We start from the raw sequence: 21,256 nt of genomic DNA, 5'->3' as shown, positions 1-21,256 counted from the left end.
AACCATATGATCCACGCCAAATCCTTTCTAGCCTCGGCCGCGCTGCTGCTGGCGGGCTGCATGGGCACCCAGAACCGCGGGCTCGAGTCGGTGCACCAGCCGGTGGTGCAGCGCTCCGACTATCTCCTCGACCTGCGCGCCGCGGGCCAGGGGCTCGCCCAGGGCGAGCAGGCGCGGCTCGCCGGATGGTTCGACGCGCTTCGCCTCGGTTACGGCGACCGCGTCACCGTTGACGATCCCTCGGGCACGGCCCCGGGCGCGCGCGCCGAGGTGGCGGGCGTGGTCGAGGGCTACGGCCTGCTGCTCGCGGGCGACGCTCCGGTGACCCCTGCGCCGGTCGCACCGGGTACGGTGCGCGTCGTCGTCAGCCGCGCGCGCGCCTCGGTGCCGGGCTGCCCCGACTGGAGCCGCGACGTGACGCAGAACAACGACAACCACACCTCTTCCGGCTTCGGTTGCGCGACCAACGCGAACTTCGCAGCGATGGTCGCGAACCCGGTCGACCTGGTGAACGGCCGCGACGGCGCGGAGTCGGCCGATCCCGCGATTTCCGGTCGGGCGATCAACGGCTACCGTACGCGCTCGACGGGAGGGTCCAAGTGAACGCGCCCTGGAAGCCCGCAGGGCTAGGCTCGCGCGAGCCGTTCATGGCGTTCGTCTGCGACGACGTCGCGGGCGACGCCGTCCGCCCGATCGCGCTCGAGCTCGGCTGGAACGCGGAGAAGGTCAACAAAGGCGGCCTACGCAATGCGGTGCAGACGCTGTCGGTGTCGGCGAGCCCACAGGTGCTGTTCGTCGATCTGTCGGAATCGGGCGACCCGCTCCACGACATCAACTCGCTCGCCGAGGTGTGCGAGCCGGGGACGGTGGTGATCGCCGCCGGGCAGATCAACGACGTGCGGCTGTACCGCGACTTGGTGGCGAGCGGCATCCAGGATTACCTGCTTAAGCCACTGTCGTCCGACATGCTGCGCGACGCGTTCAGCCACGCGCAGGCGGTGCTCAACGCGCCGCGCCACGCCGAGGCCGCGGTCGAGCGGCCGCATTGCGCGGTGGCGGTGATCGGCACGCGCGGCGGCGTGGGCGCGTCCACGGTCGCGACCTCGCTCGCCTGGCTCTTGTCGGCGAAGGAGGGCCGGTCGACCGCGCTGCTCGACCTGGACGTGCATTTCGGCACGGGCGCGCTGGCGCTCGACCTGGAGCCGGGCCGCGGGCTCACGGACGCGATCGAGAACCCCAGCCGCATCGACGGGCTCTTCATCGAGCGCGCGATGGTGAAGGCGTCGGAGAAGCTGGCCGTGCTGTCTGCGGAGGCGCCGATCAACGCGCCGGTGATGACGGACGGATCCGCCTTCTTCCAATTGCAGGAAGAAATGCGCGCCGCCTTCGAAGCGACGGTCGTCGACCTGCCCCGCGCCATGCTGGTCCAGCATCCGCACCTCATCGGCGACATCCAGGTCGCCGTGGTGGTGACGGAGTTGACGCTGGCGTCCGCGCGAGACGCGATCCGCGTACTGTCCTGGCTCAAGACCAACGCGCCGGGCACGCAGGTGATCGTGGTCGCGAACAAGATGCACGGCGGCTCGCAGCTCGAGATCACGCGCAAGGACTTCGAGAACTCGATCGAGCGCAAGCTCGACCTGGTGGTGCCCTTCGACCAGAAACTCGCGGCGCAGGCGGCCAAGCTGGGCAAGCCCCTCGCCGAGGCCGGCAAGAACGGCAAGACGGCCACGCCGCTGGTGCAGTTGGCCGGCCGCGTGACCGGCGCCGTCGAGACGCTGGCCGACGACGCGGAGGCGAAGGGTAAAGGCAAGGGCAAGCCCAAGGGCGACGCCAAGGGCACGTCGCTGCTCGGCGGGCTGAAGGGCCTGCTCGCCAAGAAGCCGGCCGGCAAGTGAGGGGCTCGGCCCGCCGCGCGAGGGTGGCGGGTCGTTGGGAGGACGCGAGCGCGCGATGGAACTGATGCCGGTCATGCTCGTCGCGCTCGGCGCGGTGACGCTCCTGGGAATGCTGCTGTTCGCCTTCGCGGGGCCGTCGGGCGGGCGCGCCCAGTCGCGGCGGCTGCAGGCGGTGCGCGAGCGCCACTCGGAAAACCGCGCCGTCGCCGCCGACGCGCAGCTGCGCAAGATCACCGCGGCGCGCGACACCAAGATGGACTTGGCGGTCGGCCGCCTTCTGCCCAACCCCGCGCAGCTCGCCAAGCGGCTCGCCATGACGGGCAAGAGCTGGACGGTGGGCCAGTACGGCTTGGTCAGCGCGGGCGCCCTCGTCGTGATCGCGACGCTCGCCTGGGCCAAGGGCGCGCCGTTCTTCCTGGCGATGTTTTTGGGGCTGTTTATCGGCATCGGCTTTCCGCACCTGGCGGTCGGGATCACCATTTCGCGGCGCGTGAACGCGTTCAACACGCGCTTTCCGGACGCGATCGACTTGCTGGTGCGCGGCCTGCGTTCCGGTCTGCCGATCACCGAGACGATTGGCGTGGTCGGCCAGGAGGTGAGCGGTCCTGTCGGCGAGGAGTTCCGCGCTATCGCCGACAAGATGAAGATCGGCCGCTCGATGGACGCCGCGCTTCAGGAGACCGCCGACCGGCTCGGCACGCCCGAGTTCCAGTTCTTCGTGATCACCATCGCGATCCAGCGCGAGACGGGCGGCAACTTGGCCGAGACGCTCGCCAACCTCGCCGACGTGCTGCGCAAGCGCGCGCAGATGAAGCTGAAGATCAAGGCCATGTCATCGGAAGCAAAGGCGTCCGCCTATATCATCGGCGCGCTGCCCTTCATCGTGTTCGCGCTGATCTACAACCTCAACCAGAAGTACATGGTGCAATTCTTCGTCGACGAGCGGCTGATCGTCGCAGGGCTGTTCGGCCTGATTTGGATGACCATCGGGGCCGGCATCATGGCCAAGATGATCCGGTTCGAGATTTGAGGGCGTAGACGATGGCGCAGGCAACCGGACCGACGCTGCTGGGCGTGGATGTGATCTGGGTGGCGACGGTCCTGTCGGGGGTCGCCACCTTCGCGGTCATGCTCGCGCTTTACGCCGCGCTCACCGTGCGCGACCCGATGGCGAAGCGCGTCAAGTCGCTGAACGACCGCCGCGAGCAGTTGAAGGCCGGCATCACCGCGTCGACCAAGCGTCGCGCCAAGTTGGTCCAGCGCAATGAGACCACCGACCGCATCCGCAACCTCCTGCAGTCGATGAAGGTGCTGCAGGACGATCAGGTCAAGGTCGCGCAGATCAAGCTGATGCAGGCGGGCATCCGGTCCAAGGATTGGGCGGTGGCGGTGATCTTCGGACGCCTGGTCACGCCCATCATATTGGGCCTGCTCGTCGGGTGGTACGTGTACGGGACCGACCAGGTCGCGCACTGGTCGCCGCTCAAGCGCTACCTGTTCCTCGCGGGCACGCTGGTGCTGAGCTACAAGGCGCCCGACATCTACCTCAAGAACAAGATCCAGAAGCGCTCGGACGCGATCCGCAAGGGCCTGCCTGACGCGCTCGACCTGCTGGTGATCTGCGCTGAAGCAGGCTTGACGGTGGACGCCGCGTTCCATCGCGTCGCCAAGGAGCTGGGCCGCGGCTATCCGGAGCTGGGCGACGAGTTCGCGCTTACCGCGATCGAGCTGGGCTTCCTGACCGACCGACGCCAGGCGTTCGAGAACCTGGCGATGCGCGTCGACTTGGAAGCGATCAAGGGCGTGGTCACGACCATGATCCAGACGGAGAAGTACGGCACGCCGCTGGCGTCCGCGCTCCGGGTGCTGTCGGCCGAGTTCCGCAACGAGCGCATGATGCGCGCGGAGGAGAAGGCCGCCCGGCTTCCCGCGATCATGACGGTGCCGCTGATCCTGTTCATCCTGCCCGTGCTGTTCATCGTTATCCTCGGCCCCGCCGCGTGCTCGATCAAGGACACGCTGATGGCCGGCGGCGGCGTGGGCTGAAACCGGGCGCGGTTCCGATCGTTGATCCTCCGTAACAGGAGGACGGGTCCATGTTGTTCACCACCGCGACCGAATGGGCGGCGCTGGCGCTGACCTTGCTGGGGGGATGGCTGCTGGGATTGGCGAGCCACCCCGGCGGGCGCAAATGGCGCGACCGGTACAATGCCGAGCGCGACGCGCACGCCGCCGTCCGACGCGACTATGAAGCGAAACTGACAGCGACGGAGGAGCGGCTGCGGACCTACGACGCGGACCGGGGCCGCCTGGCGCAGTCGGACGCGCGCATCGCCGAGCTGGAGCGCGACCGCGCGGCGCTGGTCCATGCCAACGAGCGGATCGCGGAGCTGGAGCGCGAGAACGCCCGCCTGCGCACCACGCCCGCGCCGATGCCGACGGGGATGATGTCGGGGCAGCCCGCGCCGGTCGCGACCCGCGCTGCGCCAGTCGCCGCGCCGGAGCCCATGCCTCTGACCCGGCGCGTGGTGGGCGGTTCGTCCAAGCGCGGGTGGTTCGACTGGGGTCCGGGTGGCGACTCGCGCGCGCGGCGGGTGTGACGCACTCCCCTCTCCCGCTTTCGCGGGGGTATCAGGTCGATCATGCCCCCCGGCATGATCTAAACCGTCCGGGGGACGGTTTACCTGATGCGGGTGGCCGAGCGTAGCAAGGTCGGGTGAGGGCCTGTTCTTCGGGATGCGCCCTGTTCAGGCCCTCACCCTGGCGCGTGCCGCACCTGTCCCTCTCCCGCGAAAGCGGGAGAGGGTTCGCACTAGGCCGCTGCCCGCAGGGCTGACTGGGCCGCCGCAAGGCGGGCAATCGGCACGCGATAGGGGGACGCCGACACGTAATCCAGGCCGACCTGCTCGCAGAAGGCGATGCTCGCGGGGTCGCCGCCGTGCTCGCCGCAGATGCCGAGCTTCAGGTCGGGGCGTGTTCCCCTGCCCCGCTCGGCGGCCAGGCTCACCAGCTCGCCGACGCCCTCCACGTCGAGGCTGACGAACGGGTCCTTGGCGTAGATGCCCTGCTCCACATAGGCGGAGAGGAAGCGGCCGGCGTCGTCACGGCTGACGCCGAGCGTCGTCTGCGTCAGGTCGTTGGTGCCGAAGGAGAAGAACTCGCCCACCTCCGCGATCTCGCCGGCGCGGAGCGCAGCGCGGGGGAGCTCGATCATGGTGCCGACCAGGTAGTCGACGCGACGGCCTTTCTCGGCGAACACCGCTTCGGCGGCGCGGTCGACGACGGCCTTCATCAGCTCCAGCTCGCGGCGGGTGGCGACAAGCGGGATCATCACCTCGGGAATAGGCGCCTGGCCGGTGCGGGTCGCGACCTCGATCGCGGCCTCGAAGATGGCGCGGGCCTGCATCTCGTAGATCTCGGGATAGGTCACGCCCAGGCGGCAGCCGCGATGGCCGAGCATGGGGTTGAACTCGTGGAGCTCGGCGGCGCGGCGCTTGAGCTGCTCGACGTCCAAGCCCGTCGCGGCCGCGACGTCGGCGAACTCAGCCTCCTCGTGCGGTAGAAATTCGTGGAGCGGCGGGTCGAGCAAGCGGATCGTGCAAGGCAGACCCGCCATGACGAGGAAGATCTCGGCGAAGTCGTCGCGCTGCTCGGGGAGGAGCTTGTCGAGCGCGGCGCGGCGGCCGGGCTCGTCGGAGGCGAGGATCATCTGGCGGACCGCGGCGATTCGGGCGGCGTCGAAGAACATATGCTCGGTGCGGCAGAGGCCGATGCCCTCCGCGCCGAACTCGTGCGCAGTCTTGCAGTCGGCGGGCGTCTCGGCGTTCGTGCGGACGCGGAGGCGGCGGGTCTTGTCCGCCCATTCCATCAACGTGCCGAAGTCGCCGGCGAGCTCGGGCTGCACGGTCGCGACCTCGCCCAGCATCACCTCACCGGTCGAGCCGTCGATGGTGAGGCGGTCGCCCTCCCTCACCTCGCGGCCGGCCACGCGCATGACGCGGGTTTTGACGTCGATGCTGATCGAGCCCGCGCCGGAGACGCAGGGACGGCCCATGCCGCGCGCGACGACGGCGGCGTGGCTGGTCATGCCGCCGCGCGCGGTCAGGATGCCCCTTGCCGCGTGCATGCCGTGGATGTCTTCGGGGCTGGTCTCCGTGCGGACGAGGATGACCGCCTCGCCGGCGGCCGCGCGCTTCTCGGCGGTGTCGGCGTCGAACACCGCGGCACCGCTCGCCGCGCCGGGGCTGGCGGGCAGGCCCTTGGTGAGCACGTCACGGGGTGCATCGGGGTCGAGCGTGGGGTGGAGGAGCTGATCGAGCGCGGCGGGGTCGACGCGGAGCACGGCCTCCTGCTCGGAGATCAGGCCCTCGGTCGCCATGTCGACGGCGATCTTGAGCGCGGCCTTGGCAGTGCGCTTGCCCGAGCGGGTCTGGAGCATCCAGAGCTGGCCGCGTTCGACGGTGAACTCGATGTCCTGCATGTCGCGATAGTGGCGTTCGAGCGTGTCGAACACGCGCGTCAGCTCGGCGTACAGCTCCGGCATCGCCTCCTCCATCGAGGCGGGCTTGGCGCCGGCGGCCTCGCGGGCGGCGCGGGTGAGGTATTGGGGCGTGCGGATGCCGGCGACGACGTCCTCGCCTTGCGCGTTGATGAGGAACTCGCCGTAATAGGCGCGCTCGCCCGTCGAGGGGTCGCGGGTGAAGGCGACGCCGGTGGCGGACGTGTCGCCCATGTTGCCGAACACCATCGCCTGGACGTTGACGGCGGTGCCCCAATCGCCGGGGATGTCGTTCAGGCGGCGATAGACCTTGGCGCGCTCCGACTGCCAGGAGCCGAACACCGCGCCGACCGCGCCCCAGAGCTGGTCGTGGACGTCCTGCGGGAAGTCGCGGCTCCACTGGTCGCGGACGAGCTGCTTGTACTCGGCGACGAGCTCCTGGAGGTCGCTCGCCGACAGCTCGGTGTCGAGCGTAAGCCCCCGGTCCTCCTTGGCGACCTCAAGCGCCTCCTCGAACGCGCCGTGGTCGAGGCCGAGGACGACGTCGGCGTACATCTGGATGAAGCGGCGATAGCTGTCCCAGGCGAAGCGCTCGTCGCCCGAGGTGGCGGCGAGGCCCTGCACCGTCTCGTCGTTCAGCCCGAGGTTGAGGACGGTGTCCATCATGCCGGGCATCGACACGCGAGCACCGGAGCGGACGGAGACGAGGAGAGGGTCGGCGGGGTCACCGAAGCGCTTGCCCGTGACCTGCTCGATATGGGCGATGCCCTGAGTGACCTCGGCCGCCAAGCTGTCGGGGAAGCGCTCGCCTTCTTGGTAGTAGCGGGCGCACATGGGCGTGCCGATCGTGAACCCCGGCGGGACCGGCAGGCCGATGGACGCCATCTCGGCGAGGTTCGCGCCCTTGCCGCCGAGCAGGTTCTTGTCGCCCCTGCCCCCGTCGGAGACGCCGCCGCCAAAGCGATAAACATAGCGCGGCTCGGCCGCCCGGGGTTGCGCCTCAGCCGTCAGCACGCTCGCCATGTCGGTCGTCCTTCCCTGAATACGTATGTTGTGCGCTGCAGCACGCGCGCGCGTCAAGCAATGAACGGCTGTTCAGGTTCCGGAACGGGACGAACCGTACCGGGCGTTCCAAAGTTCAGGAAGTTCAGCCTACGGGGTGGCTTGTTCGGCATCCTGCTAAATTCGAAAACAGGCGTCCGCCGCGCACGCCGCGGCGAAGCCGCGTCGTCGAACGTAGCTGCGCTACGCCGGCCGGGCTTGGGCGTCTCGCTTCGAGCTTCGCTCGGCGCGTACGCCCGGCGCCTCACCCTTCGATGCGCGAGAAATCCGCCACCCGGTGCACCGCGTCGCGGACACGGGCGAGCAGGTTGAGCCGCGCCTCGCGCTTGGCCGGATCGGGGTCGTTCACCGTCACCTTGTCAAAGAACGCGTCGATGGGCGCGCGGAGCGTCGCCAGCGCGGCCATCGCGCCTTCGAACTCCTCCGCCTCCACCGCGGCCGCCGCCCGCGGCTCGGCCGAGTCAAGGGCGTGGCGGAGGGCAGCTTCCTCCGGTTCGGGCGTGTAGGACAGCGATTTCTCGCCCGCGCCCTCCGCGGCGGTCCAGCCTTCTTTCTTCAGGATGTTGGCGGCGCGCTTGTAGCCGGCGAGCAGGTTGGCCCCGTCCTCCGTCCCCACGAACGCCTGCAGCGCGCGGACGCGGGCGAGCAGGCGAACGAGATCATCCTCGCCGCCGAGCGCGAACACCGCGTCGATCAGGTCGTGCCGGACACCGGCCTCGCGTTGCTGGACTTTGAGGCGGTCGGCAAAGAAGGTGGCCAAAGTAGCGTGAGCGGTAGATTGAGAGTTGGTGAAGCTAGCAAGTACGACGGGCACAATACCCTGAACGGTCGCTATCTTTTCAAGACTAACCTCGTCAACAACACCCTTTAATTCATCCTTAACGCGATCGGATGCTTCGTTCATGTTTTCGGTAATCTGCACGATACGAAATGCCCATGCGAGCGTCAGCGCCTTAATCAGCTTGAACCTGAGCTGGTGCTGCTGAATAAGCGCTAGCACGGCTAATGCGGACCGTCGCAGAGCGAATGGATCCCGAGAGCCGCTTGGACTTTCACCGATAAAGAAAAACGTGGAAATTGTATCCAGCTTGTCCGCCAAGCTCACCGCCACGGTCACGGGCGCAGTGGGGACCTCGTCGCCTTGACCGACAGGCTTGTAGTGGTCGCGGATGGCTTCGGCGGCGGCCGGGTGCTCGCCCTGGGCTGCGGCGTAGTAGCCGCCGATCAGGCCCTGGAGCTCGGGGAACTCTCCGACCATGCCGGTGACGAGGTCGGCCTTGCACAAGCGGGCGGCGCGTTCGGCGAGGGCTGCTAGCTCCTCGCGTGACGACTCTGCGCGTCCCCGGCGTAGGCCGGGGTCCAGTTCGGATACGGCTTGCGGGGTAGGCGCTTCCGATTGAGAGGTGACCGTGACTGGACCCCGGCCTTCGCCGGGGAGAGATCGGACGTTGGTTGCGGGGACAGGATTTGAACCTGTGACGATCCCCTCTTCCACCAACCACCGTGCGAGCTTGGCGACGCGGTCGACCTTGTCGGCGACGGTGCCGAGCTTCTCGTGGAAGACGATCTTGTCGAGCTTCTTCGCCTGTTCCTCCAGCGGCACCTTGAGGTCCTGCTCGTAGAAGAAGCGGGCGTCCGACAGGCGAGCGGCGAGGACCTTGCGGTTGCCTTCGACGATCTTCGCGCCGCCGTCGGTCGCGGCGATGTTGGCGGTGCAGATGAAGGCGTTGGCGAGGGTCGCTCCCGTCGCAACCGCCCCTCCACCAGCCCTCGGCTGGTCCCCCTCCCCGTTCCGGGGAGGAACACGGCAGACGAAGTATTTCTGGTTCACGCGGGCGGTGAGCTGGATGACCTCGGGCGGGACCTCCAGGAACGCCTCGTCGAAGCGGCCGATGAGCGGCACGGGCCATTCGGTGAGGCCGGCGTTCTCGGCGACGAGGCCCTCGTCTTCGATCAGCTCGAGGCCAGCGTCGCGCGCGAGCTCGGCGGCGCGGGTGCGGATGATCGCGGCGCGCTCGTCGGGGTCGACGATGACGTGGCAGGCGCGGAGCTTCTCGACATAGTCGTGCGCGCCGCCGAGCGTGATCGGGCCGGGGTGGTGGAAGCGGTGGCCGAGCGTGGTGGCGCTCGACCGCACGCCGGCGACCTCGACGGGCACGATCTCCTCGCCGAAGATCGCGACCACGCTCTGCAGCGGGCGGACCCAGCGGGGGCTGTCGGTCGCGAGCGAGGCCGCGCCCCAGCGCATCGACTTGGGCCAGGGAAAGGCGCGGACGATCGTCGGGATCGCGGCCGCGAGCACGTGCGCCGTGGGGCGGCCGGGCTTGTCGATGACGGCAAAGAGCACGCCGTCGCGCTCGACGAGCTGCTCGCGGGTGAGGCCCGTCTTGCGGAGGAAGCCGTCTAGCGCTTGCGGCGGGGCGGAGCTGCGGGGGCCCTTGATCTCCTCGGAGACGGCAGCGGTTTCGGGCGGCAAGTCGCGGGCGATCAGCGCCAGGCGGCGGGGGGTGGCGTAAGTGGTGACGCTGCCCGCCTGGAGACCGGCGGCGGCGAGCTCGGCCGCGAACAGGCGCTGGAGGTCGTCCCGCGCCTTGGCCTGCATGCGGGCGGGGATCTCTTCGGAGCGGAGTTCGAGGAGGAAGTCGGGCATGTTCTTACCTTACTCCTCCCCCGCTTTAGCGGGGGAGGGGGACCGCTCGCGTAGCGAGTGGTGGTGGGGGTACAGGGTGATGCCGTATCCCCCACGGCTTGCTTCGCAAGCCGGCTCCGGTCGGCGACAAGCCCCCGGCTTGTCGCCGACCGACCTACGCCCCCCTCCACCAGCTACGCTGGTCCCCCTCCCCCGCTGGGAGCGGGGGAGGAATGGGTCAGCGGTCACGCCGCCCACCCGTTCTTCTCCATCCAGGCCTGGCACGCGCCTTTCGCGAGGTCGCGGACGCGGCCGATATAGGCCTGGCGTTCGGCCACCGAGATCACGCCGCGGGCCTGGAGGAGGTTGAAGGTGTGGCTCGCCTTGATTGCCTGCTCGTACGCGGGGATCGGCAGGCCGCGCCCGAGCGAGTTCTCGCATTCGGCGGCGTGCTTGCGGAACTGGTCGAACAGGCTGTCCGTGTCGGCGACTTCGAAGTTCCAGGCCGACATCTGGCGCTCGTTCTCCAGGAACACGTCGCCGTAGCTGAATTGCGGCGAGTGGGCGCGCAGGTCCTCCGCCGCGCGGTTGGCGAGCGCGCCGCCCTCCACCGCGCCGCTCGGGCGGTCGTTAAACGCCAGGTCGTACACCGAGTCCTTGTTCTGGATGTACATGGCCAGGCGCTCGAGGCCGTAGGTGAGCTCGCCCGATACCGGTTTGCAGTCGAAGCCGCCCATCTGCTGGAAGTAGGTGAACTGCGTCACCTCCATGCCGTCACACCAGACCTCCCAGCCCAGCCCCCAGGCGCCGAGCGTCGGGCTCTCCCAGTCGTCCTCGACGAAGCGGATGTCGTGGCGGGTGAAGTCGATGCCGATCGCGGCGAGGCTGCCCAGGTAAAGTTCCTGCAGGTCGGGCGGGCTCGGCTTCAGGATGACCTGATATTGGTAGTAATGCTGGAGCCGGTTGGGGTTCTCGCCGTAGCGGCCGTCGGTGGGGCGGCGGCAGGGCTGGACGAAGGCGGCGTTCCACGGGTCTGGGCCGAGCGCGCGCAAGGTGGTCGCGGTATGGAACGTCCCCGCCCCCATCTCCATGTCGTAGGGCTGCAGGATCAGGCAGCCGCGGTCGCTCCAATATTGGTGGAGCGTCAGGATCATGCGCTGGAACGATAGGGGCTCGGTCACGGGCGGGGCCGATGCCGCATGGCGGGCGGGGAATCAAGCTGACGCCGGACGGCGCGCATCCTATATCGCACGGATTGCAATTCGGGAGGGATCACATGCCCAAGCTTCTCCGCGGCGCCGTCGCCGCCGCGCTCGCCTTCGCGGCGCTCCCCGCCTGCGCCCAAGTTCCGTCGGCTTCCGGGCCGGCGGCGACCGCCGACGCGGACCCCGCGCTGTGGGTCGTCAAGGACGCGGACACGACCGTCTATCTGTTCGGCACGGTGCACGTGCTGAAGCCCGGCATGAGCTGGTTCGACGAGGCGGTGAAGACCGCGTTCGACGGGTCGAAGGAGGTCGTGCTCGAGATCGCCGACCTCGATCCCAAGGCCGCGCAGCAGGTGGCGATCGCCAAGGGGCTCAACATGTCCGGCCCGGGGCTGACCGAGAAGCTGCCCGTCGACAAGCGCGCGGCGGTCACCAAGGCGTTGACCGACCTGGGGCTACCGCAGCAGGCGTACGACCGCATGGACCCGTGGCTGGCGGCGGTGACGCTGGTGGCGGCCCCGCTGGAGAAGCTGGGCTTCAAGGGCGACAGCGGCGCGGAGAAGGTGATCACCGCGTCCGCCAAGGGCGCGAGCAAGCAGCTCGTCGGGCTGGAGACGATCGAGCAGCAGCTGGGCTATTTCGACTCGATCTCGGAGCCGGAGCAGGTGAAGTTCCTGGTCTCCGCGGCCGAGGACCTGCCGCAGCTGGGCCGCGAGATGGAGCGGATGATCGACACCTGGGCCAGGGGCGACGCCGACGGCCTGGCGGCGATCATGAACGAGAATCTGAAGGACTCGCCGGAGGTGGCGCGCATCCTGCTCACCAACCGCAACAAGCGCTGGGCCGAGTGGATCAACGGCCGCATGGCGCAGCCGGGCACGGTGTTCGTCGCGGTCGGCGCGGGGCACCTGGCGGGCGCGGGATCGGTGCAGGACCAGCTGAAGGCGTACAAGCTCCGCGCGACGCGGGTGAAGTACTAAGTCCTGCCCTCTCCCGCGAAAGCGGGAGAGGGCTTTGGGTTTGCGTTTGCCGGTGTGCGCCGCTACACGCCCGCGCTTCCGCTCATGGTCATCCCTGGAGGCGTGGGCGGAGATCGGAACAACAAGCATCTCGGAGTTAACACTGCATGAGCGACACGCTGACGCTCGCAGCCGAGACGCGTGACCGGGTTGGCAAGGGAGCCTCCCGGGCGCTGCGTCGTGAAGGCCGCGTCCCCGCCGTGATCTACGGCCAGAACCAGGCGCCCCAGGGCGTCCACCTCGAGGAGAAGGCGCTCGTCAAGGCGCTGGGCACCGGGCACTTCTTCAACTCGGTCATCATGGTCGAGGGTGTGGGCGGTCAGGCCGTGCGCGCGCTCGCCAAGGACGTGGCGTTCCACCCCGTCACCGACCGTCCACTCCACGTCGACCTGTTCCGCGTGGGCGAGCACTCGACGGTCACCGTCGCGGTGCCGGTCGCGTTCACGGACGAGGACAAGTCGCCGGGTCTGAAGGCTGGCGGCGTGCTCAACATCACGCGCCACGAGGTCGAGCTGGTCGTCGACGCGGCGAGCATCCCGTCGGAGATCGCCATCTCGCTGGCGGGCCGCGAGGTCGGCGCGTCGATCCACATCTCGGACGTGACGCTGCCGCAGGGCGCGACCCCGGCCATCACCGACCGCGACTTCGCGATCGCCACCATCGTGCCGCCGACGGTCCCGACCGCGGCCGACGACGCGGCCGACCGCGAGGCGGGCGTGCCGACTCTCGACGAGGCGCTGGACCAGCCGGCCAACAGCGACGAGCCGCAGGCGGACACGTCCGAGCAGGGCTGAGCCTCCGAGCTTAGGTCAATAAGGGGCAGGGAGGCGGCGCTTCCCTGCCCTTCTTCGTTCCGGAGAGCGCGATGCAGATCTGGGTGGGGCTCGGCAATCCGGGTCCGCAATATGCGATGCACCGGCACAATGTCGGCTTCATGGCGGTGGACGCCATCGCCGAGGTGCACGGCTTCGGGCCGGTGAAGAAGCAGTTCCAGGGCTGGACGCAGGAAGGCCGGATCGGGTCGGAGAAGCTGCTGCTCCTGAAGCCCGCGACGTTCATGAACGAGAGCGGCCGCGCGATCGGCGAGGCGCTGCGCTTCTACAAGCTGGGCGTGGACGCGCTCACCGTGTTCCACGACGAACTCGACCTCGCGCCGTTCAAAGTCAAGGTGAAGCGCGGGGGCGGCACGGCGGGCCACAACGGCCTGCGCTCGACCGACAAGCATCTCGGCCCCGACTTCCGCCGCGTGCGGATCGGCATCGGCCATCCGGGGCACAAGGACCGGGTGAACGGCCATGTGCTGGGCAACTACGCCAAGAGCGAGCTGGAGCCGCTGACCGACCTGCTCGGCGCAGTCGCCGCGGAAGCCGAGTGGCTGGCGGCGGGTGACGACGCGCGGTTCATGAACGAGGTCGCGCTTCGGCTGCAGGATTAAGATTGCGAGTAAGTCGCATTTCTACTTCGGCCAGTTCGGATTGAGAATAATTTGCAGCTTCGGTGAGAGTTGTTCGCAAGAGTTGTTTGTTGTTGTTTTAGGAACTCTTCGGCGATACTTCGGTTGTCAACGCCGACAACTGATGCACGAGGAGCAACCATCATGGCCCTGACCACCGCCGGAGTCGCCGCTTGCGGCAAGTGCCGCTACTTCGACCAGGCCTCGACCGAGTCGCACGGCGCCTCGCTCGGCCTGTGCCGCTACAACCCGCCGATCAGCCAGCCGACGCAGGACAGCCACGGCGTGTGGCCGAAGGTCGAGGCGAGCGACTGGTGCGGCCACTACGAGCGCGCTGAGGCGTAACGCCTTCCCCTGAGCGGGGTTGACGGGGCCGGGTGCGACGCAAGTCGCGCCCGGCCTTTTCATTCCTCCCCCGCTTACAGCGGGGGAGGGGGACCGCGCCGCTTGCGGCGTGGTGGTGGGGGCACGACGGGATGCGGCTTGAGAGGTGGTCGGTTGCTGGCCCGCGTTATAAAATCGACCCGTCCAACGCGCATCCCTCACGGCTTGCTTCGCAAGCCGGCTCCGGTCGGCGACAAGCCCCCGGCTTGTCGCTGATCGAACTACGCCCCCTCCACCAGCTGCGCTGGTCCCCCTCCCCCGCCGTGGGCGGGGGAGGAACTAGCGGTGGCTTCCACCTGCGTTGACCAGCCCCTCACAATCCGCTACTAAGAGTTATTCTCATTAGCGGATCGCGCCCGTCATGTACGACCTGATCGACCGTCCCGTTGCCGAGCTCCCCACTGCCGACCGCCGCTTGCTTGCCGCCACGCGCGCCTGGGTGCATCAACTGACGATGGCGGGCGAGGCGAGCCCAGCTGCGGCCGAGTCGCTGGGCCGCGGGTCGGCCGCGTTTGATGCGGCGATGCGGGCGCTGGACGAGGGATCGTCGGAGACGCTGGTGTTCCAGCGACCGTGCCACCCGACCGTGTCGGAAACGGAGGCGATGTGGCTGGCCGTGTGGCGGCTGGTACGTGCCGACCGGCTCGGGCACGCTAAGGGCGCGCTCGGCGCACTGGCGGACGAGGCGGCGGTGCCGGCAGTGCTCGCGGCGCTGGTGCGCGCGGCGGCGAAGGTCTGATCCACTCCCCCTCTCCCGCGAAAGCGGGAGAGGGCTTGAGGTTGCGTCGCTCTCGCCTGCCGTGCATCGCGCGGCGGATGACCACGCGGCGGCTCTTCCCCACCCTGCTCCACCAGGCCCGCCTCGGGAACGAGGAACTGCTCGCCGAGCTGGACCACTCCGTCCGCGCGTTGGCCGAGGACGACATGGCCGGCCGCCGATGGTCGCGCGAGCACGGCTATAAGGGCTATACCTCCTATGCGTCGCTCGACGACCTGCCCCGCCGCGACCCGGCCTTCGCCGAGCTGAAGCGCCGGCTCGACCGGCACGTCGCGGCGTTCGCGCAAGCATGCGCGTTCGAGCTCGGGGCCAAGCTCAAGCTCGACAGCCTGTGGGTGAACCTGCTCCGCCCGGGTGGGCACCACTCCGCGCACATCCACCCGCACAGCGTCGTCTCCGGCACGCTCTACCTCGCGTTGCCGCCGGGCGCGGGGGCGATCCGATTCGAGGACCCGCGCCTGGGCCTGATGATGGCCGCTCCGACGCGTGATCCGGCGGTCGAGGAGATGCGCAGCTTCCACACCGTCGCGCCCGAACCCGGCGACGTGCTGTTGTGGGAGAGCTGGCTGCGTCACGAGGTGCTGCCGCACACGGGAAAAGGCGAGCGGATTAGCGTCAGCTTCAACTACCGCTGGTAGCGAGCTTCTCCTCCGCCCAGTCGAATAGGCGCGAGCTGGCCTGCTCCGCCGCCCAGCCGATCACCGCGCCCGCTGCTACGTCGCTGACGAAGTGCTTGCAGCGCGGTATCTGCATCGCGCCGACCCAGGCGGAGAAGGCGAGCCCCGGCGCGGTCGTTTGCGGATAGTCGCGCGCCAACGCTTGGGTGACAGCCAGCGCGCCCGCCGTGTGGCCGGACGGGAAGGACGACAGATCGTGCTCGCGGCTCTCGCCCCGTTCCATGCGGTAGCGCGTCTCCAGCGCCACGTCCGGGCGGGTGCGGTCGATCGAGCGCTTGATGACGGTCTTGATCGCAGTAGCGAGCGTATGGGCGGCGAACATGCGCAGGCCCGTCCGCGTGAGCCGCGGATCGCGCAAGGCGAGCCCGGCGGCCGTCGTGCCGAGGGTCAGGACGCGCATAGGCGGCTGATCGCCAACTTCACTTAGGAACCCGAGCACGCGCACCCAGGGGCGCTCGCTCTGCTCCGCCACGGCTTCGGTCACAGTGACGTCGATCTTCTCGACCGCGGTTTCGGCGTCTTCGAACGGATTGGCCAACTTGCTGAAATCCTTGACGGGGGTCGGGCCTGGGTAACTCATGAGACCGCGCCGAGGTTGCCCTCGCCCGCGAGGCGCGGCAAAGCGCCCCGCATCCTCGCCCGCCCCGTCGCGCGGGCCCTCACCTTCCGGAGTTTTATCGAATGGGTTTCCGCTGCGGCATCGTGGGCCTGCCGAACGTCGGCAAGTCGACGCTCTTCAACGCGCTTACCGAGACCGCGGCCGCGCAGGCCGCCAACTATCCCTTCTGCACGATCGAGCCGAACGTGGGCAACGTGGCCGTGCCCGACGAGCGGCTCTATAAGCTCGCCGACATCGCCAAGTCGGCCAAGGTGATCGAGACGCAGCTCGGCTTCGTCGACATCGCCGGGCTAGTACGCGGGGCGAGCAAGGGCGAGGGCCTGGGCAACCAGTTCCTCGGCAACATCCGCGAGGTGGACGCGATCGTCCACGTGCTGCGCTGCTTCGAGAACGGCGACGTCACGCACGTGGAGGGCAAGGTCGATCCCGTCGCCGACGCGGAGACGGTCGAGACGGAGCTGATGCTCGCCGACCTGGAGAGCCTGGAGAAGCGCGTCCCCAACCTGCAGAAGAAGGGGCAGTCGGGCGACAAGGAGGCCAAGGCCGCCGCGGTCGTGCTGGGCCGCGCGCTCGATCTCTTGCGCGACGGGAGACCTGCGCGCCTCGTCGAGCGCAAGGATCCGGAGGAGGAGCGGCTGTTCGCGCAGGCGCAGCTGCTGACCGCCAAGCCGGTGCTCTACGTCTGCAACGTCGGCGAGAGCGAGGCCGCGGAGGGCAACGAGCACTCGGCCCACGTCTTCGCCAAGGCGGCAGCCGAGGGCGCGGAGGCGGTGGTCGTCTCCGCCGCGATCGAGGCGGAGATCGCGACCATGCCCGCGGAGGACCGGGGCGAGTTCCTGGCAGAGCTGGGACTGACCGAGACCGGCCTCGCGCGCGTGATCCGCGCGGGGTACAAGCTGCTGCACCTCCTCACCTTCTTCACCGTCGGGCCGAAGGAGGCGCGCGCCTGGACCGTCGAGGTCGGAGCCAAGGCGCCGCAGGCGGCGGGGCAGATCCACTCCGACTTCGAGCGCGGCTTCATCCGCGCGGAAACGATCGCGTACGACGACTACATCAAGTTCGGCGGTGAGACCGGCGCGCGGGATGCCGGCAAGTTGCGGCAGGAGGGTAAGGAGTATGTGGTGCAGGACGGCGACGTGATGCTGTTCCGGTTCAACGTATAGTCGCGATCGCGCTTACTTTCTCCGTCATGCCGGACTTGTTCCGGCATCCATCGTTGTGCAGTCGATCCCGACGGAGTGCGCGGACGACGATGGACCCCGGAACAAGTCCGGGGTGACGGATAGCGATGTTGCGCTTATCGCGCCCCGCCCCTAACTCCCGCCCCATGCTCGCCCGCCTCCTCCTGGCGCTGCTCGCCATCGTGTTCGCGACGCCGGTTGCGGCGGCGGCTTGCCACGTGCAGCCGGCGCGCGAGCAGCATGCGGACATGGCGCATCACGGTTCCGCGCCGGCCGATAGCGACGAGGCCGCGCCCGCGGACGCTTGCGTCGGCTGCGTGCCACCGTCCACCTGGATCGCGCCGCGCGTGGCCGAGCCGGTCGCATTCGCCGCGCCGATGCTCGCCGCAACCGTAGCGCTGCTGAGCCTCGGGCGGGGAACGCCGCCCGCTCTGCCCCCTCCGCGGATCGGCTGAGTTCAGCGGGCCTCAGCGCCCGTCCTCGGTACATCCACGGAGTTCACCATGACCAAGACGACCCTGCTCGCCGCGAGCGCGGCGGCGGCGCTGTTCGCCGTTCCGGCGGCGGCCCAGCATCCGCATCACGGCGCGCACGCGCAGCATCAGCAGCCCGCTGCGCCCTCACCTACACCTACCCCTGCTCCCGCGCACGACCACGGCGCGATGGATCACAACCGGCATCAGCCCGCGCCCGCCGCTCAGCCGACGCAGGATCATAGTCAGCACCAGGCCGCTCCGCCCGCGCAGAACGATGGCCAGCACGGCCCCGACCACGCCGGCATGGACCACGCCGCAATGGGTCACGGCCAGGCCATGATGAACATGGGCATGGGCGCGACCGACTATCTCAACGGTTCAGGCACCAGCCGCCTGCCCTACAACGAAGCCCCGATGCGCGGCGCCATGTTCCACGCGGGCGACTGGATGCTGATGGCGCACGGTTACGCCTGGGCGACCTACACCGACCAGGGCGGCCCGCGCGGCGACGATATGGCGTTCGTCACCAGCATGGCGATGCTGATGGCCGACCGCGACCTCGGCGACCGCGTTCATCTCCAGCTCCGCGGCATGGCGAGCCTCGAGCCCGCGATCGGCCCGCGCGGCTATCCCAACATCTTCGCGGTGGGCGAGGTCGCGAACGACCAGCCGCTCGTTGATCGCCAGCACCCGCACGACCTGTTCAGCGAGCTGTCGGCGCGCCTCGATTATCGGCTAGGCGGCGGCGACAGCCTGTTCCTCTACGGCGGCCCGGTCGGCGAGCCCGCGCTGGGGCCGGCGGCGTTCATGCATCGGGCGTCCGCGCGCTACCTGCCGCTGGCGCCGATCACGCATCACTGGTTCGACTCGACGCACATCACCTACGGCGTCCTCACCGCCGGTTACGCCGCCCCGCGCTGGCAGCTGGAGGCGTCGGCGTTCCGTGGGCGCGAGCCGGACGAGCGGCGCTGGAACATCGAAACGCCGAAGCTGGACAGCTGGAGCGTGCGCGCGAGCTGGACGCCCTCGCCCCAGCTCGCCGTGCAGGTCAGCCATGGCTGGCTGAAGAGCCCGGAGGAGTTCCACCCCGACGAGAACGAGGCGCGGACCACGGCCAGCATCAACTACGCCACCGGCCCGCTGACGACGACATTCGCCTACAGCCGCAAGAACCGCATCCCCGGTCCCGTGCTGCCCGCGTGGCTGGCGGAAGCGAGCTACGAGATCGGGCGGCGGCACGCGGTGTTCGGGCGGCTGGAGCACGTCACCGCCGACGAGCTCTTCCCCGACCACGACGACCCGCTCCACGATCGGCAGTTCAAGGTGACGAAGCTGGAGGCGGGTTACGCCTATCGCCTGCCCATCTACGGCCCGCTCGGCGTGGCGCTGGGCGGCACGGTCGCGGGCTATCTCAAGCCGGACGTGCTGAACGCGGCGTATGGCAAGAACCCGGTCAGCTACACGATCTTCTCCAAGCTCGTGCTAGGCCTTTGATCTTCGAGCGAACGGGTCGGGGCCGCCGGACAGGGCGCTCGTAAGCTCGACCAGCCGTTTAAGCCGGGTCGGCGCGGTCTTGGCCGAGCCGACCCGGTGCGTCCAGCCGCGCCGCTTGCCGGGCGTGAGCGCGTCCCATGCCCGGCGCAGCGCGTCGTCGGCGTCGAGCGCGCGCTCGATGTCCGGATGCGCGTCGACCTGGTCCGTCGGTTCGATGCGGAAGCGAACCTCCGCCACATCACCGACCGCCAGCCCGGCGTCGCGGAGCAGCTTCTTGGATAGCATCATGTACCAGCGCCCGCGCGAGGGCTGCCACGCGGCGGCGAAGGCGACGTCGTTTACCTCGCCCGTCGCCCGGAGCCTCGGGCCGTCGAAGGGCAGCTCGGCCGCGAGTTCGTCGGGCAGGAAGATCGCGGTGTAGATCATGCCGCCCAGGTCGTGATGGACGACCGCGCCCTCGAACGCGTAAGGGAAAAAGGCCATGGCCGCGCCCTCCCCGCGCGTCCGATCATTCACGCCCGCGTCACTTACGTTCGTCAAGGCGGCCCCATGCGTTTCAGCTTCGCACCCATCCTCCCCGCCCTGGCGCTCGGCCTGTCGGCGTGCGTCTCCGTCGTCCAGCGTCCCGCTCCGCCCGCGCCGCAAGTGGCGGTGGAGGCGCGCGCGCCCATCACGGTCCTCGTCTCGATCGACGGCTTTCACCTGAGCTACCTCGACCGCGGCGTCACCCCCAACCTGTCGCGTCTCGCCGCAGAGGGCGCGACGGGGGAGATGCGGCCGAGCTTCCCGTCCAAAACCTTCCCGAACCACTGGACGCTGGTGACGGGCATGGTGCCCGACCGGCACGGCATCGTCGCGAACAGCTTCGAGGACCCCGCCCGGCCCGGCGAGACCTTCACCATGGCGTCGGACGACCCGTTCTGGTGGAACGCGGCCGAGCCGATCTGGGTGACGGCGGAGAAGGCCGGCGTGCGCACGGGCACGATTTTTTGGCCGGGATCGAACGTAGGCTGGGGCGGCGCGCGCGCGGGCGAGTGGCCGAACAAGGTTGCGGGCGGTACGCGGCCCTCGTCTTGGCAGCAATACGCCGAGCCGGTGAGCGAAGCGCAGCGCGTCGACGCGGTCGTCGACCTTCTGCGTCGGCCGGCGGCGACGCGGGCGCGCTTTCTCACCCTCTACTTCGAGGCGGTCGATACGGCCGGGCACCAGTTCGGCCCCGCCGCGCGCGAGACGACGGACGCCGTCGCGGAGGTGGACCGCTCGATCGGGCGGCTCTTGTCCGAGCTCGCCGCGCTGGGCCAGCCCGCGAACCTGGTGATCGTGTCCGACCACGGTATGGCGGCCACCTCGACCGAGCGCACGGTGGCGCTCGACAAGGTCGTGCCCGCCGCCGACGCGCGCGTGTTCGAGGCCGGGCCGTACGCGACCTTCTACCCCGCGCCGGGCCGCGAGCGCGCGGTCGAGCGCGCGCTGCTCAAGCCGCACCCGCACATGCAGTGCTGGCGCAAGGGCGAGATGCCGGCGCGTTTCCGCTACGGGACCAACCAGCGCATCCCGCCTTACCTCTGCTTGGCCGAGATGGGCTGGACGCTCGCCAAGACCGCGCCGGCCAAGCCCATGGCGGGCGGCAACCACGGCTACGACCCGCACGCGCCCGAGATGCGGGCGTTGTTCGTAGCGAACGGGCCGGCGTTCCGGCCGGGCGTGAAGCTCCAGCCGTTCGACAACGTGTCGGTCGCGCCGCTGCTGCGCGAGCTGATCGGGCTGCCGGCGGGTCGGGGGCTGGACGGGACGGCCGCGCCGTTCGAGGACGCCCTCACCACCTCCCGTTCGCGCTGAGCTCGTCGAAGGGCTGTACTTCCGCCGCCGACAGCAGGAAGGAC

Annotated in this window: 20 protein-coding genes; 15 read left to right on the top strand and 5 right to left on the bottom strand. The window is 69.3% G+C overall.

Annotated features, from left to right (window positions below; all coding sequences use genetic code 11):
* The first annotated feature begins 6 nt into the window (after positions 1-6).
* The 5 genes from CKY28_RS01535 to CKY28_RS01515 are packed head-to-tail and all read left to right on the top strand — an operon-like array spanning position 7 to position 4,498.
* Entirely contained in the window at positions 7-603 is a 597-nt protein-coding gene (locus CKY28_RS01535; RefSeq protein ID WP_095996570.1) for a CpaD family pilus assembly protein, read from the top strand.
* On the top strand, positions 600-1,898 hold the full coding sequence (locus CKY28_RS01530) for a CpaE/TadZ family protein (protein ID WP_095996569.1): 1,299 nt from the start codon (positions 600-602) through the stop codon (positions 1,896-1,898). The genes CKY28_RS01535 and CKY28_RS01530 overlap by 4 nt, the downstream gene beginning before the upstream one ends.
* A 55-nt stretch (positions 1,899-1,953) precedes the next feature.
* On the top strand, positions 1,954-2,928 hold the full coding sequence (locus tag CKY28_RS01525) for a type II secretion system F family protein (RefSeq protein WP_095996568.1): 975 nt from the start codon (positions 1,954-1,956) through the stop codon (positions 2,926-2,928).
* A gap of 11 nt (positions 2,929-2,939) precedes the next feature.
* The gene (locus tag CKY28_RS01520; RefSeq protein ID WP_176472913.1) at positions 2,940-3,944 is read left to right on the top strand and encodes a type II secretion system F family protein; all 1,005 of its coding nucleotides are present in this window, start codon (positions 2,940-2,942) and stop codon (positions 3,942-3,944) included.
* 50 nt (positions 3,945-3,994) lie between these two features.
* Positions 3,995-4,498: a hypothetical protein gene (locus CKY28_RS01515; RefSeq protein ID WP_095996567.1), complete on the top strand. Its 504-nt coding sequence runs from the start codon at positions 3,995-3,997 to the stop codon at positions 4,496-4,498.
* Positions 4,499-4,710: 212 nt separating this feature from the next.
* On the opposite strand, the gene ppdK is transcribed toward CKY28_RS01515, so the two are convergent.
* From ppdK to CKY28_RS01500, 3 genes are all read right to left on the bottom strand, one after another.
* The gene (gene ppdK, locus CKY28_RS01510) at positions 4,711-7,419 is read right to left on the bottom strand and encodes a pyruvate, phosphate dikinase (protein ID WP_095996566.1); all 2,709 of its coding nucleotides are present in this window, start codon (positions 7,417-7,419) and stop codon (positions 4,711-4,713) included.
* A gap of 283 nt (positions 7,420-7,702) precedes the next feature.
* Positions 7,703-10,108, bottom strand: coding sequence for a glycine--tRNA ligase subunit beta (gene glyS / locus CKY28_RS01505; protein ID WP_095996565.1), 2,406 nt, complete (start codon positions 10,106-10,108; stop codon positions 7,703-7,705).
* Positions 10,109-10,332: 224 nt separating this feature from the next.
* Positions 10,333-11,241, bottom strand: a complete 909-nt coding sequence (locus CKY28_RS01500) for a glycine--tRNA ligase subunit alpha (protein WP_095996564.1) — start codon at positions 11,239-11,241, stop codon at positions 10,333-10,335.
* A gap of 122 nt (positions 11,242-11,363) precedes the next feature.
* Here CKY28_RS01500 and CKY28_RS01495 point away from each other — a divergent pair, with 122 nt between their 5' ends.
* The 6 genes from CKY28_RS01495 to CKY28_RS01470 all read left to right on the top strand — a co-directional run bounded on the left by CKY28_RS01495 (position 11,364) and on the right by CKY28_RS01470 (position 15,564).
* Complete coding sequence (locus tag CKY28_RS01495) at positions 11,364-12,272, top strand: TraB/GumN family protein (protein WP_095996563.1); 909 nt, start codon at positions 11,364-11,366, stop codon at positions 12,270-12,272.
* A gap of 146 nt (positions 12,273-12,418) precedes the next feature.
* Entirely contained in the window at positions 12,419-13,105 is a 687-nt protein-coding gene (locus tag CKY28_RS01490) for a 50S ribosomal protein L25/general stress protein Ctc (RefSeq protein ID WP_095996562.1), read from the top strand.
* Positions 13,106-13,176: 71 nt separating this feature from the next.
* The gene (pth, locus tag CKY28_RS01485; protein WP_095996561.1) at positions 13,177-13,746 is read left to right on the top strand and encodes an aminoacyl-tRNA hydrolase; all 570 of its coding nucleotides are present in this window, start codon (positions 13,177-13,179) and stop codon (positions 13,744-13,746) included.
* 162 nt (positions 13,747-13,908) lie between these two features.
* The gene (locus CKY28_RS01480; protein ID WP_095996560.1) at positions 13,909-14,109 is read left to right on the top strand and encodes a hypothetical protein; all 201 of its coding nucleotides are present in this window, start codon (positions 13,909-13,911) and stop codon (positions 14,107-14,109) included.
* A gap of 400 nt (positions 14,110-14,509) precedes the next feature.
* A complete protein-coding gene (locus CKY28_RS01475; protein ID WP_095996559.1) occupies positions 14,510-14,887 on the top strand; it encodes a hypothetical protein in 378 nt (125 codons plus the stop codon).
* A gap of 77 nt (positions 14,888-14,964) precedes the next feature.
* Positions 14,965-15,564, top strand: a complete 600-nt coding sequence (locus CKY28_RS01470) for a TIGR02466 family protein (RefSeq protein ID WP_095996558.1) — start codon at positions 14,965-14,967, stop codon at positions 15,562-15,564.
* Here CKY28_RS01470 and CKY28_RS01465 read toward each other — a convergent pair.
* Entirely contained in the window at positions 15,548-16,141 is a 594-nt protein-coding gene (locus tag CKY28_RS01465) for a phosphatase PAP2 family protein (RefSeq protein ID WP_176472912.1), read from the bottom strand. The two genes, CKY28_RS01470 and CKY28_RS01465, sit on opposite strands and share 17 nt — an antisense overlap.
* 143 nt (positions 16,142-16,284) lie before the next feature.
* Here CKY28_RS01465 and ychF point away from each other — a divergent pair, with 143 nt between their 5' ends.
* From ychF to CKY28_RS01450, 3 genes are all read left to right on the top strand, one after another.
* Positions 16,285-17,385 carry a redox-regulated ATPase YchF gene (gene ychF / locus CKY28_RS01460; RefSeq protein ID WP_095996556.1) on the top strand — a complete coding sequence of 367 codons (1,101 nt, stop codon included), beginning with the start codon at positions 16,285-16,287 and terminating at the stop codon, positions 17,383-17,385.
* 164 nt (positions 17,386-17,549) lie between these two features.
* Complete coding sequence (locus tag CKY28_RS01455) at positions 17,550-17,858, top strand: hypothetical protein (RefSeq protein WP_095996555.1); 309 nt, start codon at positions 17,550-17,552, stop codon at positions 17,856-17,858.
* A 48-nt stretch (positions 17,859-17,906) separates the two neighbouring features.
* On the top strand, positions 17,907-19,373 hold the full coding sequence (locus tag CKY28_RS01450; protein WP_095996554.1) for a hypothetical protein: 1,467 nt from the start codon (positions 17,907-17,909) through the stop codon (positions 19,371-19,373).
* Here CKY28_RS01450 and CKY28_RS01445 read toward each other — a convergent pair.
* Positions 19,362-19,856 carry a YdeI/OmpD-associated family protein gene (locus tag CKY28_RS01445; protein WP_095996553.1) on the bottom strand — a complete coding sequence of 165 codons (495 nt, stop codon included), beginning with the start codon at positions 19,854-19,856 and terminating at the stop codon, positions 19,362-19,364. The genes CKY28_RS01450 and CKY28_RS01445 overlap by 12 nt on opposite strands.
* A gap of 66 nt (positions 19,857-19,922) precedes the next feature.
* Here CKY28_RS01445 and CKY28_RS01440 point away from each other — a divergent pair, with 66 nt between their 5' ends.
* Positions 19,923-21,212 carry an alkaline phosphatase family protein gene (locus tag CKY28_RS01440; protein ID WP_095996552.1) on the top strand — a complete coding sequence of 430 codons (1,290 nt, stop codon included), beginning with the start codon at positions 19,923-19,925 and terminating at the stop codon, positions 21,210-21,212.
* The last annotated feature ends 44 nt before the right edge of the window (positions 21,213-21,256 follow it).

The organism is Sphingomonas lenta (assembly GCF_002288825.1).
Lineage (GTDB): Bacteria > Pseudomonadota > Alphaproteobacteria > Sphingomonadales > Sphingomonadaceae > Sphingomonas > Sphingomonas lenta.
Note: the sequence above shows the minus strand (reverse complement) of the source record. Positions and strands in the feature narration are given on the sequence as shown.

What these genes read in the sequence shown, in the direction of transcription:
- CKY28_RS01515 (WP_095996567.1), top strand. Translation starts at nt 3,995, where the DNA reads ATGTTGTTCACCACCGCGACCGAATGGGCGGCGCTGGCGCTGACCTTG.
- ppdK (WP_095996566.1), bottom strand. Translation starts at nt 7,419, where the DNA reads ATGGCGAGCGTGCTGACGGCTGAGGCGCAACCCCGGGCGGCCGAGCCG.
- CKY28_RS01440 (WP_095996552.1), top strand. Translation starts at nt 19,923, where the DNA reads ATGCGTTTCAGCTTCGCACCCATCCTCCCCGCCCTGGCGCTCGGCCTG.
- CKY28_RS01450 (WP_095996554.1), top strand. Translation starts at nt 17,907, where the DNA reads ATGACCAAGACGACCCTGCTCGCCGCGAGCGCGGCGGCGGCGCTGTTC.
- CKY28_RS01490 (WP_095996562.1), top strand. Translation starts at nt 12,419, where the DNA reads ATGAGCGACACGCTGACGCTCGCAGCCGAGACGCGTGACCGGGTTGGC.
- CKY28_RS01525 (WP_095996568.1), top strand. Translation starts at nt 1,954, where the DNA reads ATGGAACTGATGCCGGTCATGCTCGTCGCGCTCGGCGCGGTGACGCTC.
- CKY28_RS01520 (WP_176472913.1), top strand. Translation starts at nt 2,940, where the DNA reads ATGGCGCAGGCAACCGGACCGACGCTGCTGGGCGTGGATGTGATCTGG.
- ychF (WP_095996556.1), top strand. Translation starts at nt 16,285, where the DNA reads ATGGGTTTCCGCTGCGGCATCGTGGGCCTGCCGAACGTCGGCAAGTCG.
- CKY28_RS01480 (WP_095996560.1), top strand. Translation starts at nt 13,909, where the DNA reads ATGGCCCTGACCACCGCCGGAGTCGCCGCTTGCGGCAAGTGCCGCTAC.
- CKY28_RS01535 (WP_095996570.1), top strand. Translation starts at nt 7, where the DNA reads ATGATCCACGCCAAATCCTTTCTAGCCTCGGCCGCGCTGCTGCTGGCG.
- CKY28_RS01455 (WP_095996555.1), top strand. Translation starts at nt 17,550, where the DNA reads ATGCTCGCCCGCCTCCTCCTGGCGCTGCTCGCCATCGTGTTCGCGACG.
- CKY28_RS01495 (WP_095996563.1), top strand. Translation starts at nt 11,364, where the DNA reads ATGCCCAAGCTTCTCCGCGGCGCCGTCGCCGCCGCGCTCGCCTTCGCG.
- pth (WP_095996561.1), top strand. Translation starts at nt 13,177, where the DNA reads ATGCAGATCTGGGTGGGGCTCGGCAATCCGGGTCCGCAATATGCGATG.
- CKY28_RS01500 (WP_095996564.1), bottom strand. Translation starts at nt 11,241, where the DNA reads ATGATCCTGACGCTCCACCAATATTGGAGCGACCGCGGCTGCCTGATC.
- CKY28_RS01475 (WP_095996559.1), top strand. Translation starts at nt 14,510, where the DNA reads ATGTACGACCTGATCGACCGTCCCGTTGCCGAGCTCCCCACTGCCGAC.
- CKY28_RS01470 (WP_095996558.1), top strand. Translation starts at nt 14,965, where the DNA reads ATGACCACGCGGCGGCTCTTCCCCACCCTGCTCCACCAGGCCCGCCTC.
- CKY28_RS01445 (WP_095996553.1), bottom strand. Translation starts at nt 19,856, where the DNA reads ATGGCCTTTTTCCCTTACGCGTTCGAGGGCGCGGTCGTCCATCACGAC.
- glyS (WP_095996565.1), bottom strand. Translation starts at nt 10,108, where the DNA reads ATGCCCGACTTCCTCCTCGAACTCCGCTCCGAAGAGATCCCCGCCCGC.